Genomic DNA, 17,685 nt, shown 5'->3' with positions numbered 1-17,685 from the left:
GAGAAGGAGTTGAAAATGAATTTTTCAAAAATGGATGAATACTTTGAAAAATCAAAATTATGGATTTCATATCTATTTGTTTTCATTTCGATTTTAAGTATGAGTTCACTAGTTTATAAGGCAGCAAATCCAATCTATAAGGGATTGTCAGCGATTGTTGTACTTTATATTTGCTACACACTGTTGTTTAAGTGGAAACAGATTACAGTAGATCGCAAATTTCTATCCTTATTTGGACTCTTAGCTGGAAGCCATCTGCTATCTGCTATTTTCAATCGTTCCGGACATTTGATTGGAAATGTGATTGAAATCCTCTTCATGGTAACCTATGTTTTATTATTTACCATGTTACAATCAGGGCAACTTAAAAAATTATTTGACTGGATTGCCTATACGGTTCAAATTGTATCTTTTTCTTCAGCAATTTTTGCGTTTGGTTTATTGGTAAGTAGAGTCCTTATCCTATTTAAGATTGGCGAGCAATCTTATTACTATGGTGTCATGAATGGACGTCTGTGGGGGATTGTTAATCCTAATGCTAGTGCGATATTTTCATACATTAGCATTATTTTGGCTATGTATTTGATCCATAAAGGAAGTAAATATTCTGTTTATCTAAAACTGAACAATGTGATTCAATTCGTTTACTTCGCTACGATGCAAAGTCGAGGAGCCTTACTTTCTTTACTTCTCATGATTGGACTCTATAGTTTCTTTGCTACTAGAGGAAGTATCGTTAAACGATTCCTCACTTTTATAGTTGCTGGTTTGCTTATTACTGCAACCAACATTGGATTAAGCTATGCGACCTCAATCTATATCGCATCTGAAACTGCGACTGTTTTTGACTTAAACAAAGGACAGTCCTACGCTGAGACAGATTCGTCTGTTACCAAGAAGAATGGTGAACTCCATCTGATTGAAACAACACCAAGTGGTAGAACCTATATTTGGAAAAACGCCATCAAGATGGGCAGTGCCAAACCAATTTTTGGTTATGGTGTACGGAATGTTCCAGATTACTATACAGAATATTTCAGTAAATTCGAGATTCAAAACTCCCTTATCGGTGGGAATTTCCATAACATTTTTGTGACTATATTTGTCAGTTCGGGAGTTCTAGGCTTGGTATCCTTCCTTCTTATACTGGCTTATGTCATCAAGCGCTTTTTAACGTATTTGATTGTTTCCAAGAAAAATACTGATAAATTGATTATGATCCTTTTCTTTGGTATCTTGTTTGGTCAATTATTTGAGAGTCAGATTATGTATTCAACCAACTTTATTAATATCATCTTCTGGTTAGCAATTGGTTATGGACTAGTGGTTTGCAAACGGGATGAAGGAGTTCGGTATCAAGAAGTAACAGATGTCAGTGAAATTCAAGAGATGGAACTTGGAATCATGGAGTACATTCATGAGGTTTGTCAGAAAATTGGTGTCAAGTATTTCCTAGCATATGGAAGTCTAATTGGTGCGGTTCGCCATAAAGGTTTTATCCCTTGGGACGATGATATGGATATTTGCATGCTAAGAGAAGACTATGAGAAACTACAAGATTACCTCATCGCTCATCCTGATGAACGTTATGAAGTCATGTCTTATAAAAATAATCTCAACTATGTCTATCCTTTTATGAAAGTGCAGGATAACCATACCTACTTGCTAGAAGAAGATGTACGAATTGATTCAAATATGGGAATCTATGTGGATATTTTCCCTGTAGATGGTTATGAAGATGATGCGGACTTTAAAAACAAGATGACGAAACTCATAAAGAAACGTCAATTGAGTTGTTACACTTTTAAAGGAATTACCAACACGAAAAGTCTACTAAATTCTTTGATCCGTTATATCTCTGTTGTCATTTTCTATTTTACAAATACGAATAAGTATGTTGAGCAAATTGATGAGCTTGCTAAATCTAGAGCAGTTGCTGACTATGAGCAAGTTGACTATTTGATTTACAAGGATATGAATAAGCCAGTTTGGAAACGTGAGTGGTTAGAACAAGTGATTGTGGGAACATTTGAAGGTAAGGAGTTTATGATTCCAAAACACTACCATGAAATTTTGACCTCTGACTATGGGGATTACATGCAATTGCCCCCTCTTGAACAGAGAGTATCTCACCATGATTTCAAACTGTGGAAAATCACTAAAAGTTCTAAGCAAGCAAATCGCAGTTAAAAATCGTTTAAAAAATTAGTCAAAATTAGGAGAATAGAAAGTATGTCTGAGAGAGTTTTAAGTCTTGAAGAAATAAAACAAGTGGAGTTGGATATTTTAAAGTATCTACATGAACTATGTGAACAGCATCAGATTAAATATTTTATTGATTTTGGAACCTTACTAGGAGCTGTTCGCCATAAAGGATTTATCCCTTGGGATGATGATACGGATATTTCCTTGGCGCGTGATGAATTTGAAAAGCTTTATAAGGTTTTAAAAAATGAGAATCATCCTTACTATAAATTGATTTCATTTAGAGAAACAAAAGGCTATCCTTACAGTTATATGCGTGTTCATGACATTAGAACACGTAGAGATGCCAATCTTCTGGACCCGACAGTCGTATTGGGAACTTGCGTTGACATTTTTCCATACGATGGTGTCGTGACGGAGGAAAGTGATTGTAAGAAAATGAAGCTCTATAAACACTTTGTCCGCCTTTCTTCTTTGAATTTCAAAGGAATTAAATTAGAAAATGGGGGGGTAAAAAATCTGCCTCGCTATATTGGATCGGCTATTTTTCGCCTAAGTTCTCCACAAACTTGGAATCAAAAATTAGAGAATCTTGCTTTGAAATATAGTGTAAATCAAGCTACAGATCTTACCTGTACGATATTTGATCCAAGTTTTCCAGAGGGAATCAAAAAAGAATGGCTCTATGATCTGATTGATATGCCATACGAAAACATCGTAGTGAAAGTTCCGAGAAAATACCATGAAATTCTTGTCTACGAATTTGGATCAGATTATATGACTCCACCACCTGTTGAACAACAGGTTCCAGGAACTGATAAGAATTATTGGATTGATTAGTAAGAGATTGTTTTCATCGAGAAAGGAGTGTTCAAGATGAAGAATAAAAGATTAGTTAAATCAGTCAGTTATAGTTTATTTGCTTTCCTTTTTGTGTTGATTGGTTTATCGCAACAAGTTGATGCAGACACCATTACTGCTGGTTCAGGTAATCGTATCCATTTCATAAATACTAAAGCAAAATCCGGGAGTGATGCTATCCTTCTGGAAAGCAATGGTCATTATGCCTTGATTGATATGGGGGAAGATTATGACTTTCCTGATGGGAGTGACCCACGCTATCCAAGCCGCTGGGGAATTTCCATGAGAAATTATCAAGTCTTGGAAGACCGTTTGATTCGCCATCTTGATCAGATTGGTGTTAAAAAATTAGATTTTATTTTGGGAACCCATGTACATAGTGACCATATTGGTGGAGCGGACGAAATACTTAATCGTTACCAGGTTGATAAGTTTTATTTGAAAAAATATTCAGATGAACGGATTACCTCACACTGGGGACTCTGGGATAATCTTTTTAATTACGATAATGCTTTGAGAGCCGCACAAAAACGAGGAGTTACTCTGATTCAGAATATTACAGATGAGGATAGTCACTTTAAATTAGGTGATATGGATATCCAACTCTATAATTATAAAAATGAATATGATGCTGACGGTAACCTGAAAAAAGTTCGAGATGATAACTCAAACTCAATCGTTTCAGTGGTGACTGTGGCAGGAAAGAGAATCTATCTTGGTGGAGATTTGGATAACGCAGAAGGAGCAGAAGATAAGTTAGGTCCTGTTATTGGTAAGGTTGATATGATGAAATGGAACCATCATTATGATGCGACAATTTCAAATACGATTAATTTTCTTGAAAACCTATCGCCAAAGATGATTATTCAAACAACTGGAGGTGACATTAATGTTGCTTCAACCAGAGAATATCTCCAAAAGAAAAATATTCAAGTTCTCAGAGCTTCTAGTCAAACTCAGGATGCAACTGTTTTTGATATTAGCGATAAAGGATTTGCTAATGTTTCTAATCTCTTCCCAGACATCCCCGTAGTTGACGAAAAATGGTATCAAGAAGGTGGTTACTGGAAATATCGTTTACGTGATGGGGAAATGGCTATCGGTTGGAGAGAGATTGACGGAGCCACTTACTTCTTTAATGGAAAAGGGCAAATGCAGGCAGGCCGTTGGCTTCACCTTAATGATGATTGGGGAGAAAATGCTAAGGGGAATGATTACTATCTCAACTCAAATGGTAAAATGCAAACAGGTGGTTGGTTCAAGCTGAATGGCTTTTGGTATTATATCCAATCAAATGGTGCTAGACGATTTAGTGAACTCTCTGAAATTGGAGGGAATAAATATCTCTTTGCAGCAGATGGGAAGATGCTAACAGGACATCAAGTCTTTAATGGAAAGAAGATGTTCTTTGCAGACAGTGGAGCACTACAAACAGCTGGTAAGCCTTCAACTTGGCAAAAGATTTCCTCAGATTGGTATTTCTATGACGAAGATGGTCTTCGGACTGTCGGTAAAAAGAACATCAACGGAACCACTTACTACTTTAATCAAGAAGGCGTCATGCAAACGAGTTGGGCCTTTATTGATGGTCACTGGAACTATTTTGCGAACTCAGGCGCCATGCAAACAGGCTGGATCAAGGATCAAGATACTTGGTATTATCTGAATAAAGATGGTATCATGCTCACTGGAAAACAAGAAATCAATGGTGTTCGTTACTATTTGAATGCTAGTGGTGCTATGCAAACAGGCTGGAAATGGCTAGAGAATAATTGGTATTACTATGCGAACTCAGGCGCTATGAAAACAGGCTGGATTAAGGATAATGAGAAATGGTATTACCTAAGCCAAGATGGTATTATGCAAACCGGAAAAAAAGAAATCAATGGTTCTCGTTACTATTTGAATACCAGCGGTGCCATGCAAACAGGCTGGCAGTGGCTTGATAAACACTGGCATTACTACGCTGACTCAGGGGCTATGAAGACCGGTTGGCTGAAAGAACAAGGAACATGGTATTATCTTGAAGATCAGGAAGGTACCATGTTGGTCGGTTTCCAACAAGTAGATGGTAAGCAGTATTACTTTAGTGCATCAGGAGCTATGCAAACAGGCTGGAAATGGTTTGATAATCATTATCGTTACTTTGAAGCAAGTGGAGCTATGAAGACAGGTTGGATAAAGGATAAAGGAGTCTGGTATTATCTCAATCATGAAGATGGCATCATGTTGGTTGGCCTTCATAAAGTAAATGGTGATCATTATTACTTTGATGAATCAGGAGCTATGCAGACTGGTTGGAAACGGCTTGACGGTAATTGGTACTATTTCCAAACAGATGGTTCCTTGTTGAAAAATGCCACCACACCGGATGGTTATAAGGTAAACGAGGAAGGCATTTGGAGACAGGCTGTTGCTGCTGTCAATGACGAAGCAGATCAGTCAGAAAAGAAACAAGAAGCTAATTCCTCTATTGTTGAACAACCTAAACAAGATTCAAATTTAGAAGCGAATGCTTCTGACAAGAAAGAAAAAGAATAAATAAGAAACACCCTACTAGTAAACGCTCGTTTATCAGTAGGGTGTTCTTTTAGTTTCTTTTAATCTTAGCTAATATTAGGTTCAGTGCATAGTGAAGTGTTTTATCCTTAGTGAGAAAGAGTGTTAAGAGATAGTAGATTCCACAAGTAGCTATGGTAGAGAGAACCATGAAAATCATACTGAGGTTCACTGTATAGGAACTGATTTGGAAAATCATCTTGAAAATATAGAAGATTGGGATAAATCCAAGGGATATGAGACCATAACGTATTAAGGTCACAAAAATTTCTTTTAAACTAATCAGTTGGTGTTTCCTAATAAAATGAATTTCTAAGAGAACAACGATGGCTTCTGCAATAATGGTAGTAGCAATATAATACTCAGGGGCAAAAATATTATTGAAATACAAGATGCTATTTAATAGGAGATTTGCTCCACCACCAGCAAAGTAGAAAGTGGTCAAGCGGTTCTCGTGGTCATTGATAAAGATAATTTGCTTACCAAGAATCAATTCAATAGCCCAGATAATGGTTCGAAAGGCGAAGACACTGGTCACGATACCTGCCTCAAGATACTTTTCAGAAGAGTAGATAACCGTTGCGTACTTTCCCAAAATCATAATCCCAAAACTAGTTGGAATCATGAGAAAATAGAATAATGATGCCGCTTGATTTACAAGATGATTATAAGAATTGTAATCTTTTTTCCCGAGGTAGTAGCCGAGACGTGGAATGCTGACACTGATAGCTCCACTTAAGACACCAGCAATTAGCATGACGATGCTATAGGCAATTGTATAATAAGAAATATAGTTTTCATCAGGTCCCTTGGTGATAAACATTCTATCAAGCAAGGTATAGAGCATATTGGCATTTGCCAAGAGAAGCATAGTAAAGAGTGGTTTAGAAGCCTTAGCTAACTCGATGAAACCAATTTTGACAAAGGAAACTTCTCTCTTGATCCAAAGAAAACTAAGGAGATAGTTGAGGATAGTTGTCGCAGTCATGACGATAGCGTAGGGGACAATATCATCAGCAGTTTTGACAAAGGCAAAGATGGCGACCAGCATGGTAATCCGAATAATCAATGTCTTGTAAAGGATGAAGGCATAGTTTTCATAAGCCTCATTCATCCATTCGATATTGAGGAATTGGAAGAGTGCCTGAGCTCCCAGGATGTAGTAAAGGACTTTCAGGTTCTCAATGCTGGTGTCAAAGAAGATAAAGAGGAAGTAGATACCAGTCGTCAGGAGAGAGGTGAAAACCGAGATATAAAACAACTTAGAAAAGACGTAGTTGATTTTATTCTTGTCGTCCTTAACCTTACTGATAGCACGAATCCCGTAGTTGTATATTCCAAAGGCTGCTAGTGGAACGACAAAGCTAGCCCAGGTATTGGCGGTATTGAAATAACCGTAGTTGGATTTGCTGAGAATCCGAGTCAGATAAGGGTTGGTTATCAGGGGAAAAACGATATTGAGAATATTGACCAGCAAGCTGGCCAATGCATTAACTTTTATATTTTTCATTGAACTTTCTTTCTTAAATCTAAAATCATCTCTAGTATTATATCACATTCCAGCTTTATTCTTTTGATAAAATCGTAAAAATCTAGTATAATAGATAGACTGAAAGTATGAGGTTACTAGATATGAAGATGAAACAAATTAGTGATACGACACTGAAAATCACGATGACTTTAGATGATTTGATGGATCGGGGAATGGAGATTGCAGATTTTCTCGTTCCTCAGGAAAAAACCGAAGAATTTTTCTATGCTATTTTAGATGAATTAGAGATGCCAGACAATTTCTTGGATAGTGGCATGCTGAGTTTCCGTGTGACGCCAAAACCAGATAAGGTGGACGTCTTTGTAACCAAGTCCAAGATTGACCAAAACCTAGATTTTGAAGATTTGGCGGATCTACCTGACATGGAAGAATTAGCCCAAATGTCACCAGATGAATTTCTCAAAACCTTGGAAAAGAGTATCGCAGAAAAGACCAAGGATGATATTGAGGCTATTCAATCCCTAGAGCAAGTCGAGGCTAAGGAAGAGGAACTGGAGCAAGCGAACAAGGAGACTGAGAGCAAGAAGGAACCTTATATCTACTATATCTTGCGTTTTGCAAGCCTTTCTGACCTAGTTGCTTTTGCAAAGACGGTTAACTACCAGATGGAAACATCTGAACTCTACAAGATGAACGGACACTATTATTTGACAATTTTAGTCGATATTGAAAATCATCCTAGTCCATACCCAGCCTGGCTCTTGGCTCGTATGCGTGAATTTGCAGATGATAGTGACATCAGTCGCTCAGTCTTGCAAGAGTATGGGCAAATCTTGATCAACCACGATGCAGTTATCGGTCTGCAAAAAATTCATTCATAGTTTTTAGAAATCAATTTTCATTTATCAGGAAAGACGAATCATGGGATTCGTTTTTTCTTTACCAGACTGAAATAGTGATTTACTATATTAGGAATTTTCACAAAATTCTGTTATAATGGCTATATCAGAAAATTTCTAGGAGACAAACATGACAGTTAAAATTGCTTTACTTGGATTTGGTACCGTTGCAAGTGGCGTGCCATTCCTCCTAAAGGAAAATGGAGAAAAAATCATCCAATCAGCTCATTCAGAGATTGAAGTAGCCAAGGTATTGGTCAAGGATGAAGACGAAAAGAACCGCTTGCTTGCTGCAGGGAATGACTTTAACTTTGTAACCAATGTAGATGATATTTTATCAGACAAAGATGTTACCATCGTAGTGGAATTGATGGGGCGTATCGAACCAGCTAAAACCTTTATCACTCGTGCCTTAGAAGCTGGGAAACACGTTGTTACTGCTAACAAGGACCTTTTGGCTGTCCATGGCGCAGAATTGCTAGAAATCGCTAAAGAGCACAATGTAGCACTCTACTACGAAGCAGCAGTGGCTGGTGGGATTCCAATTCTTCGTACGTTGGCAAATTCGCTGGCTTCTGACAAAATCACTCGTGTCCTTGGCGTGGTTAACGGAACTTCTAACTTTATGATGACCAAGATGGTCGAAGAAGGCTGGTCTTATGATGACGCTTTGGCTGAAGCTCAAAGACTGGGATTTGCAGAAAGCGACCCTACAAATGACGTAGATGGGATTGATGCAGCCTACAAGATGGTCATTTTGAGCCAATTTGCCTTTGGGATGAAGGTTGCTTTTGACGATGTAGCCCACAAGGGGATCCGCAATATCACACCAGAAGATGTGGCTGTAGCCCAAGACCTTGGTTATGTTGTGAAATTGGTTGGTTCTATTGAAGAAACTCCTTCAGGTATTGCCGCAGAAGTGACTCCAACCTTCCTGCCTAAAGCACACCCACTTGCCAGCGTGAATGGCGTGATGAACGCCGTCTTTGTAGAATCTATCGGTATTGGCGAGTCTATGTACTACGGACCAGGTGCTGGTCAAAAACCAACTGCAACAAGTGTTGTAGCGGATATTGTCCGTATCGTTCGTCGCTTGAATGATGGTACCATCGGTAAAGACTTCAACGAATATAGCCGTGACTTGGTCTTGGCCAAGCCTGAGGATGTCAAAGCAAATTACTACTTCTCAATCTTGGCTCCTGACTCAAAAGGTCAGGTCTTGAAACTTGCTGAAATCTTCAATGCTCAAGATATTTCCTTCAAGCAAATCCTTCAAGACGGAAAAGAGGGGGACAAGGCGCGTGTGGTCATCATTACACATAAGATCAATAAAGCGCAACTTGAGAAGGTTTCAGCTGAGTTGACCAAGGTATCAGAATTTGACCTCTTGAATAGCTTCAAGGTGCTAGGAGAATAAGATGAAGATTATTGTACCTGCAACCAGCGCCAATATCGGGCCAGGTTTTGACTCGGTTGGTGTAGCTGTTACCAAGTATCTTCAAATTGAGGTCTGTGAAGAACGAGATGAGTGGTTGATTGAACACCAGATTGGCAAATGGATTCCCCATGATGAGCGCAATCTCTTGCTCAAGATTGCTTTACAAATTGCGCCAGACCTACAACCAAGACGTTTGAAAATGACCAGTGATGTTCCCTTGGCGCGTGGTTTGGGTTCTTCTAGCTCGGTTATCGTTGCTGGGATTGAACTAGCTAATCAACTGGGCAAGCTCAACTTATCTGACCATGAAAAATTGCAGCTGGCGACCAAGATTGAAGGGCATCCTGACAATGTGGCTCCAGCTATCTATGGTAATCTCGTTGTTGCGAGCTCTGTTGAAGGGCAAGTTTCAGCGATTGTCGCAGACTTCCCAGAGTGTGATTTCCTAGCCTACATTCCAAACTATGAATTGCGTACCCGAGATAGCCGCGGTGTCTTGCCTAAAAAATTATCCTACAAGGAGGCTGTTGCGGCAAGTTCGATTGCTAATGTAGCGGTTGCAGCCTTACTGGCAGGAGATATGGCGACTGCTGGCCAAGCGATTGAGGGAGACCTCTTCCACGAACGCTATCGTCAGGACTTGGTGAGAGAATTTGCGACGATTAAGCAAGTAGCCAAAGAAAATGGTGCCTATGCAACCTATCTCTCTGGAGCTGGACCGACAGTTATGGTCTTGGCTTCTCATGACAAGATGCCCACGATTAAAGCTGAATTGGAAAAGCAACCCTTCAAAGGAAAACTTCATGACTTGAAAGTTGATACGCAAGGTGTCCGTGTCGAAGAAAAATAAAGAATAGAAGATAGGATGGGGAAATTCTCGACCAGAGGGCTTCCTATCCTTTTTTTGAAAAGAAGTCTAGTCAAAGAACTTGATAAAGGAGAAACGAAGATGGCAGAAATTTATCTAGCAGGTGGTTGTTTTTGGGGTTTAGAGGAGTATTTTTCCCGAATTTCTGGAGTGCTGGCAACCAGTGTTGGCTACGCTAATGGGCAAGTCGAAACAACCAATTATCAGCTACTCAAGGAAACCGATCATGCAGAAACGGTTCAAGTGATTTACGATGAGGACATCGTAAGCTTACGTGAGATTTCACTCTATTATTTCCGAGTCATTGATCCTTTGTCTATCAACCAGCAAGGGAATGACCGTGGTCGCCAATATCGAACTGGGATCTATTACCAAGATGAAACAGACTTGTCAGCTATTTACACAGTGGTGCAGGAGCAGGAGCGTATGCTTGGTCGAAAGATTGCAGTGGAAGTAGAGAAACTTCGTCATTACATTTTAGCTGAAGATTACCACCAAGACTATCTTAAGAAGAATCCTTCTGGTTACTGTCATATCGATGTGACTGATGCTGAGAAGCCATTGATTGATACCTCTCGCTATGAAAAACCTAGTCAAGAAGTGTTAAGGCAAAGTTTGTCAGAAGAGTCCTATCGTGTTACCCAAGAATCTGCTACAGAGGCTCCATTTACCAATGCCTATGACCAAACCTTTGAAGAAGGAATTTATGTAGACATTACAACGGGTGAGCCTCTCTTTTTCGCTAAGGATAAGTTCGCTTCAGGATGTGGTTGGCCAAGTTTTAGTCATCCGATTTCTAAGGAATTGATTCATTATTACAAGGACATGAGCCATGGTATGGAGCGAATTGAAGTTCGTTCTCGGTCAGGTAATGCTCACTTGGGTCATGTTTTCACAGATGGACCACAGGAGTCAGGTGGCCTCCGTTACTGTATCAATTCGGCCTCCTTGCGATTTGTAGCCAAGGATGAGATGGAAGAAGCAGGGTACGGCTATTTATTGCCTTACTTAAACAAATAAAACAGAGAGGGTGGGCATTTCCACTTTCTTCATTTCCAGAATAAGAATAGAAGGGATTTATGAAACACTTATTATCTTACTTCAGACCCTATATCAAAGAATCCATTTTAGCCCCCTTATTCAAGTTACTCGAAGCTGTGTTTGAGCTTTTGGTTCCCATGGTGATTGCTGGAATTGTTGACCACTCCTTGCCTCAGAGAGATCAAGGGCACCTCTGGATGCAGATTGGCCTGCTCCTTATCTTTGCAGTGATTGGCGTTGTAGTGGCCTTGATGGCCCAGTTCTACTCAGCTAAGGCTGCGGTAGGATTTGCCAAAGAATTGACAGACGACCTTTATCGTCATATTCTTTCCTTGCCCAAGGACAGCAGAGATCGTTTGACAACTTCTAGCTTGGTGACCCGCTTGACCTCGGATATCTACCAGATTCAGACTGGTATCAATCAATTCCTGCGTCTCTTTTTGCGAGCGCCTATTATCGTTTTTGGGGCCATCTTTATGGCCTATCGAATCTCAGCTGAGCTGACTTTCTGGTTTTTGGTCATGGTTGTCATTTTGACCATTGTCATTGTAGGGCTCTCTCGACTGGTCAATCCTCTCTACAGCAGTCTCAGAAAGAAAACGGACCAACTGGTTCAGAAAACGCGCCAGCAATTACAAGGGATGCGGGTGATTCGTGCTTTTGGGCAAGAAAAACGAGAGTTACAGTTTTTTCAAACCCTTAACCAAGTTTATGCCAGATTGCAAGAAAAGACAGGTTTCTGGTCTAGTTTATTAACCCCTCTGACCTATCTGATTGTCAATGGGACCCTCCTTATCGTTATCTGGAAGGGCTATATCTCAATTCAAGGAGGCTTGCTTAGTCAAGGTGCTCTTATTGCTCTTATCAACTACCTCTTGCAGATCTTGGTGGAATTGGTCAAGCTCGCCATGCTGATTAATTCTCTCAACCAGTCCTATATCTCAGCCAAACGAATTGAGGAAGTCTTTGCTCAAGATCCAGAAGACATTCATTCAGAGTTGGAACAAAAGCAAGTTGCCAGTAATCAGGTTTTACAAGTCCAAGAATTGACCTTTACCTATCCTGATGCGGCCCAGCCTTCTCTGAGAGACATTTCCTTTGATATGAAGCAAGGGCAAATCCTTGGTATCATTGGGGGAACAGGTTCTGGTAAATCAAGCTTGGTGCAAGTCTTACTTGGTCTATATCCGGCAGATAAGGGAAGCATTAACCTTTATCGAGATGGACGTAGTCCTCTTAATTTGGAGCAGTGGAGGTCTTGGATTGCCTATGTGCCTCAAAAAGTCGAGCTCTTTAAAGGAACTATTCGTTCTAACTTGACTCTAGGTTTCAATCAAGAAGTGTCTGACCAAGAACTCTGGCAGGCCTTGGAGATTGCGCAAGCTAAGGATTTTGTCAGTGAAAAGGAAGGTGTTTTGGATGCCCTAGTTGAGGCAGGAGGGCGAAATTTCTCAGGTGGGCAAAAACAAAGGCTGTCTATCGCTCGAGCAGTCTTGCGCCAAGCTCCATTTCTTATCCTAGATGATGCGACCTCGGCCCTCGACACCATTACCGAGTCCAAGCTCTTGAAAGCTATCCGAGAAAACTTACCAAACACGAGCTTGATCTTGATTTCTCAACGAACCTCGACTTTACAGATGGCTGACCAGATTCTCCTCTTGGAAAAAGGAGAGCTTCTAGCTGTCGGCAAGCATGAGGACTTGATGAAGACTAGTCAAGTCTATCGTGAAATCAATGCATCCCAACATGGAAAGGAGGACTAGCATGAGACGACAAACTGCAAACCAGACGCTCAAACGTTTGGCCAAAGATTTAGCAAACCATCCTTTCCTTCTTTTCCTAGCCTTTCTAGGAACTATTGCTCAAGTTGGCTTATCAATCTACCTACCTATTCTGATTGGGCAGGTCATTGACCAGGTCCTAGTGGCTGGCTCTTCACCAGTTTTTTGGCAGATCTTTATTCAGATGGTATTGGTGATCATAGGAAATACCCTAGTTCAATGGGCTAATCCTCTCCTCTATAATCGTCTAATCTTCTCTTATACCAAAGACTTGCGAGAGCGAATCATCCATAAGCTCCATCATTTACCGATTGCCTTTGTGGATCGGCAAGGTAGTGGGGAGATGGTCAGTCGTGTAACCACGGATATAGAACAGTTGGCAGCTGGCTTGACCATGATTTTTAACCAATTTTTCATTGGTGTCTTGATGATTTTGGTTAGTATTCTAGCCATGCTCCAAATCCATCTCCTCATGACCCTCTTGGTCTTGCTGTTGACGCCACTATCCATGGTGATTTCGCGCTTTATTGCCAAGAGATCTTATCATCTCTTCCAAAAACAAACAGAGACAAGGGGAATTCAGACACAATTAATTGAAGAATCGCTTAGCCAGCAGACTATTATCCAGTCTTTTAATGCTCAAACAGAGTTTATCCAAAGGCTGCGTGAGGCTAATGACAACTATGCAAATTATTCTCAGTCAGCCATCTTTTATTCCTCAACGGTCAATCCTTCGACTCGCTTTGTAAATGCACTTATTTATGCCCTTCTAGCTGGGGTAGGAGCTTATCGTATCATGATGGGTTCCACCTTGACTATCGGACGTTTAGTGACCTTTTTGAACTATGTCCAGCAATACACCAAGCCCTTTAACGATATTTCCTCAGTTCTGGCCGAATTGCAAAGTGCTCTTGCTTGCGCAGAGCGTGTCTATGCTGTCTTAGAAAGTCCTGAGGTGATTGAAACAGGTAAAGAAGTCTTGACCAGTGACCAAGTGAAGGGAGCTATTTCCTTTAAACATGTCTCTTTTGGCTACCATCCAGAAAAAATCTTGATTAAGGATTTATCTATTGACATTCCAGCTGGTAGCAAGGTAGCCATAGTTGGTCCGACAGGTGCCGGGAAATCAACCCTCATCAATCTCCTCATGCGATTTTATCCCATTAACTCGGGAGATATCTTGCTAGATGGAAGATCCATTTATGATTATACTCGTGCGTCTCTGCGACAGCAGTTTGGCATGGTACTACAGGAAACCTGGCTCAAACAAGGGACCATTCATGATAATATTGCCTTTGGCAATCCTGAAGCCAGTCGAGAGCAGGTGATTGCTGCTGCAAAAGCAGCCAATGCAGACTTTTTCATCCAACAGTTACCCCAAGGCTATGATACCAAACTGGAAAATGCAGGTGAATCTCTCTCTGTCGGTCAAGCGCAGCTCTTGACCATCGCCCGAGTCTTTCTAGCCATTCCCAAGATTCTCATCCTAGACGAGGCGACTTCTTCCATCGATACGCGGACAGAAGTGTTGGTTCAGGATGCCTTTGCTAAACTCATGAAAGGGCGAACAAGTTTTATCATTGCCCACCGCTTGTCTACCATTCAGGATGCGGATCTGATTCTAGTCTTGGTGGATGGTGACATCGTGGAGTATGGCAATCATCAGGATCTCATGTCTAGAAAGGGCAAGTATTACCAAATGCAAAAGGCTGCGGCTTTTAGCTCTGAATAAACCCTTCCTATCTATTTTAAAGTCTTAATGACACTAAAAGTTGCCTTCGGGTGACTTTTTTGTTACAATAGCTAGAAAAATCAAGGTCTTAGAAGGAGAAAAACGATGAAAGTCTATCAGCATGTAAATATTGTGACTTGTGACCAAGATTTCCATGTTTATTTGGATGGAATCTTGGCTATTAAGGATTCTCAAATTATCTATGTTGGTCAAGAGAAGCCAGAGATTTTAGATCAAGCAGAGCAGATGATAGACTATCAAGGGGCTTGGATCATGCCTGGTTTGGTCAATTGCCATACCCATTCTGCTATGACAGGATTGAGAGGGATCCAAGATGATAGCAATCTCCATGAATGGCTTAATGACTATATCTGGCCAGCAGAAGCAGGTTTTACGCCGGACATGACTACAAAAGCGGTCAAGCAGGCTCTGACAGAGATGCTCCAGTCAGGAACAACAACCTTTAACGATATGTATAATCCCAATGGTGTGGATATTGAGCGAATTTATCAGGCAGTGAAATCTTCCAAGATGCGTTGTTATTTCTCACCAACACTCTTTTCTTCAGATACAGAGACAACCGCTGAGACTATATGTAGAACACGTGCCATTATCGAGGAAATTTTAGAATATAAAAATCCAAATTTCAAGGTTATGGTAGCTCCTCACTCTCCATACAGTTGTAATCAAGACTTGCTGGAAGCGAGCTTAGAAATGGCAAAAGAGCTAAATATTCCTCTCCATATCCATGTGGCGGAGACCAAGGAGGAGTCAGGCATTATCCTGAAACGATACGGCAAACGCCCTCTCGCCTTTCTAGAAGAACTGGGTTACTTAGAGCATCCGTCTGTCTTTGCTCACGGGGTCGAATTAAACGAGCAAGAAATTGAACGTTTATCAACCTCTCAAGTGGCTATCGCCCACAATCCTATCAGTAATCTCAAACTAGCTTCAGGGATTGCTCCAATCATCCAACTCCAAAAAGCAGGAGTAGCAGTGGGAATTGCGACGGACTCGGTCGCTTCCAATAACAATCTTGATATGTTTGAGGAAGGACGGACCGCCGCCCTCCTTCAGAAAATGAAGAGTGGAGATGCTAGCCAATTTCCAATCGAAACAGCCCTCAAAGCTCTGACGATAGAAGGCGCCAAGGTTCTTGGAATGGAAGAACAGATAGGAAGTCTGGAAGTTGGCAAGCAAGCAGATTTTCTGGTCATCCAACCACAAGGGAAAATCCATCTCCAACCTCAGGAAAATATGCTCTCGCATTTAGTCTATGCAGTCAAATCCAGTGATGTTGACGATGTCTACATTGCAGGAGAGCAGGTTGTCAAGCAAGGGCAAGTTTTGACAGTAGAGATTTAAAAAAATTTCAAAAAAGTTTGCAAAAATCTTGCATTCTTTTTTTGTCTATGCTATACTTATATACGGTTTGAAAAAACTGCCTAAGACAGTAGGGGAGCTCGACTCATAAGTATCCTACCGAGGACAAAACGTATCATGTAAAAAGAAGCGTATTGTACTTTCGTGTCTAGGTTTGGGCGCGTTTTTCTTTTGGAAAAATTCCCCAAGCAAAATAATTACGGAGGTGAACACACTAATGAGTGAAGCAATTATTGCTAAAAAAGCGGAACTAGTTGACGTAGTAGCTGAAAAAATGAAAGCTGCTGCATCTATCGTCGTGGTAGACGCTCGTGGTTTGACAGTTGAGCAAGATACAGTTCTTCGTCGTGAGCTTCGTGGAAGCGAAGTTGAGTATAAAGTCATTAAAAACTCAATCTTGCGTCGTGCAGCTGAAAAAGCTGGTCTTGAAGATCTTGCATCAGTATTTGTTGGACCATCTGCAGTAGCATTTTCTAACGAAGATGTTATCGCACCAGCGAAAATCTTGAACGATTTTGCTAAAAACGCTGAAGCACTTGAAATCAAAGGTGGCGCAATCGAAGGCGCTGTCGCATCTAAAGAAGAAATCGTTGCTCTTGCAACTCTTCCAAACCGCGAAGGACTTCTTTCTATGCTCCTTTCTGTACTTCAAGCGCCAGTGCGCAACGTTGCTCTTGCAGTCAAAGCGGTTGCAGACAACAAAGAAGACGCAGCTTAATCTTAAGCTACGCAGCGTAGCCTAGCTACAAAAAAATATTATAAAATTTAAAACTTATTTGGAGGAAATAACAATGGCATTGAACATTGAAAACATTATTGCTGAAATTAAAGAAGCTTCAATCCTTGAATTGAACGACCTTGTAAAAGCTATCGAAGAAGAATTTGGTGTAACTGCAGCTGCTCCTGTAGCTGTTGCTGCAGCTGGTGCTGCTGACGCGGGTGCTGCTAAAGATTCATTTGACGTTGAATTGACAGCTGCTGGTGACAAAAAAGTTGGCGTTATCAAAGTTGTACGTGAAATCACTGGTCTTGGACTTAAAGAAGCTAAAGAACTTGTTGATGGTGCACCAGCTCTTGTTAAAGAAGGCGTTGCAACAGCAGAAGCTGAAGAAATCAAAGCTAAATTGGAAGAAGCTGGAGCTTCAGTTACTCTTAAATAATAGAGTATCGCAATTTGATTGCGGAAGCCTAGTAAATTAAGGTTTTAGAATTGCTTAGAGCGATTAATAATCGGAGGAATGATTTCATTCCCCACCAAAACCCCACCAAGATTAAATCTTGGTGGGGTTTTATTTTTTGTAAAAAATCATGGTATAATAAAGAAAAAAAGAATATTTGGGTAAGGGTACCCTTAGTGTATTACTATGTAATACACTAAGGGTACCCTTAGTGTATTACTATGTAATACACTAACACCATCAGTCAT

13 protein-coding genes and 1 other annotated feature are annotated in these 17,685 nt (G+C 40.5%); of the genes, 12 read left to right on the top strand and 1 reads right to left on the bottom strand.

Annotated features, from left to right (window positions below):
* Window positions 1-15 precede the first annotated feature (15 nt).
* The 3 genes from DF216_RS03980 to DF216_RS03970 are packed head-to-tail and all read left to right on the top strand — an operon-like array spanning window position 16 to window position 5,607.
* Entirely contained in the window at window positions 16-2,190 is a 2,175-nt protein-coding gene (locus tag DF216_RS03980) for a LicD family protein (RefSeq protein ID WP_129326052.1), read from the top strand.
* A 42-nt stretch (window positions 2,191-2,232) separates the two neighbouring features.
* Window positions 2,233-3,045 carry a LicD family protein gene (locus DF216_RS03975; protein WP_125448559.1) on the top strand — a complete coding sequence of 271 codons (813 nt, stop codon included), beginning with the start codon at window positions 2,233-2,235 and terminating at the stop codon, window positions 3,043-3,045.
* Between the two features lie 36 nt (window positions 3,046-3,081).
* Window positions 3,082-5,607 (top strand): MBL fold metallo-hydrolase, encoded by a 2,526-nt coding sequence (locus DF216_RS03970; protein ID WP_129326051.1) that lies wholly within the window; start codon window positions 3,082-3,084, stop codon window positions 5,605-5,607.
* 49 nt (window positions 5,608-5,656) lie between these two features.
* Here DF216_RS03970 and DF216_RS03965 read toward each other — a convergent pair whose 3' ends face one another.
* Window positions 5,657-7,135: an oligosaccharide flippase family protein gene (locus DF216_RS03965; protein ID WP_125828039.1), complete on the bottom strand. Its 1,479-nt coding sequence runs from the start codon at window positions 7,133-7,135 to the stop codon at window positions 5,657-5,659.
* A gap of 122 nt (window positions 7,136-7,257) precedes the next feature.
* On the opposite strand from DF216_RS03965, the gene mecA reads away from it, so the two are divergent.
* From mecA to rplL, 9 genes are all read left to right on the top strand, one after another.
* Window positions 7,258-7,998: an adaptor protein MecA gene (mecA, locus tag DF216_RS03960; RefSeq protein WP_084972572.1), complete on the top strand. Its 741-nt coding sequence runs from the start codon at window positions 7,258-7,260 to the stop codon at window positions 7,996-7,998.
* Between the two features lie 148 nt (window positions 7,999-8,146).
* Entirely contained in the window at window positions 8,147-9,433 is a 1,287-nt protein-coding gene (locus DF216_RS03955) for a homoserine dehydrogenase (protein ID WP_125828038.1), read from the top strand.
* Window position 9,434: 1 nt separating this feature from the next.
* Window positions 9,435-10,304 (top strand): homoserine kinase, encoded by an 870-nt coding sequence (gene thrB, locus DF216_RS03950; RefSeq protein ID WP_129326050.1) that lies wholly within the window; start codon window positions 9,435-9,437, stop codon window positions 10,302-10,304.
* A 99-nt stretch (window positions 10,305-10,403) separates the two neighbouring features.
* On the top strand, window positions 10,404-11,342 hold the full coding sequence (gene msrB / locus DF216_RS03945) for a peptide-methionine (R)-S-oxide reductase MsrB (protein ID WP_129326049.1): 939 nt from the start codon (window positions 10,404-10,406) through the stop codon (window positions 11,340-11,342).
* 59 nt (window positions 11,343-11,401) lie between these two features.
* On the top strand, window positions 11,402-13,126 hold the full coding sequence (locus tag DF216_RS03940) for an ABC transporter ATP-binding protein (protein ID WP_129326048.1): 1,725 nt from the start codon (window positions 11,402-11,404) through the stop codon (window positions 13,124-13,126).
* A 1-nt stretch (window position 13,127) separates the two neighbouring features.
* Entirely contained in the window at window positions 13,128-14,876 is a 1,749-nt protein-coding gene (locus tag DF216_RS03935) for an ABC transporter ATP-binding protein (RefSeq protein ID WP_129326047.1), read from the top strand.
* Window positions 14,877-14,981: 105 nt separating this feature from the next.
* On the top strand, window positions 14,982-16,241 hold the full coding sequence (locus tag DF216_RS03930) for a TRZ/ATZ family protein (protein WP_129326046.1): 1,260 nt from the start codon (window positions 14,982-14,984) through the stop codon (window positions 16,239-16,241).
* Between the two features lie 61 nt (window positions 16,242-16,302).
* Window positions 16,303-16,438, top strand: a sequence feature (ribosomal protein L10 leader region).
* A gap of 38 nt (window positions 16,439-16,476) precedes the next feature.
* On the top strand, window positions 16,477-16,977 hold the full coding sequence (rplJ, locus tag DF216_RS03920) for a 50S ribosomal protein L10 (protein WP_001287274.1): 501 nt from the start codon (window positions 16,477-16,479) through the stop codon (window positions 16,975-16,977).
* 73 nt (window positions 16,978-17,050) lie between these two features.
* The gene (gene rplL, locus DF216_RS03915; protein ID WP_001196963.1) at window positions 17,051-17,419 is read left to right on the top strand and encodes a 50S ribosomal protein L7/L12; all 369 of its coding nucleotides are present in this window, start codon (window positions 17,051-17,053) and stop codon (window positions 17,417-17,419) included.
* Window positions 17,420-17,685 lie beyond the last annotated feature (266 nt).

This window comes from Streptococcus oralis, from assembly GCF_004127215.1.
GTDB lineage: Bacteria > Bacillota > Bacilli > Lactobacillales > Streptococcaceae > Streptococcus > Streptococcus oralis_BD.
The sequence above is the reverse complement of the archived record's forward strand: the minus strand, read 5'-3'. Positions and strand labels throughout refer to the sequence as shown.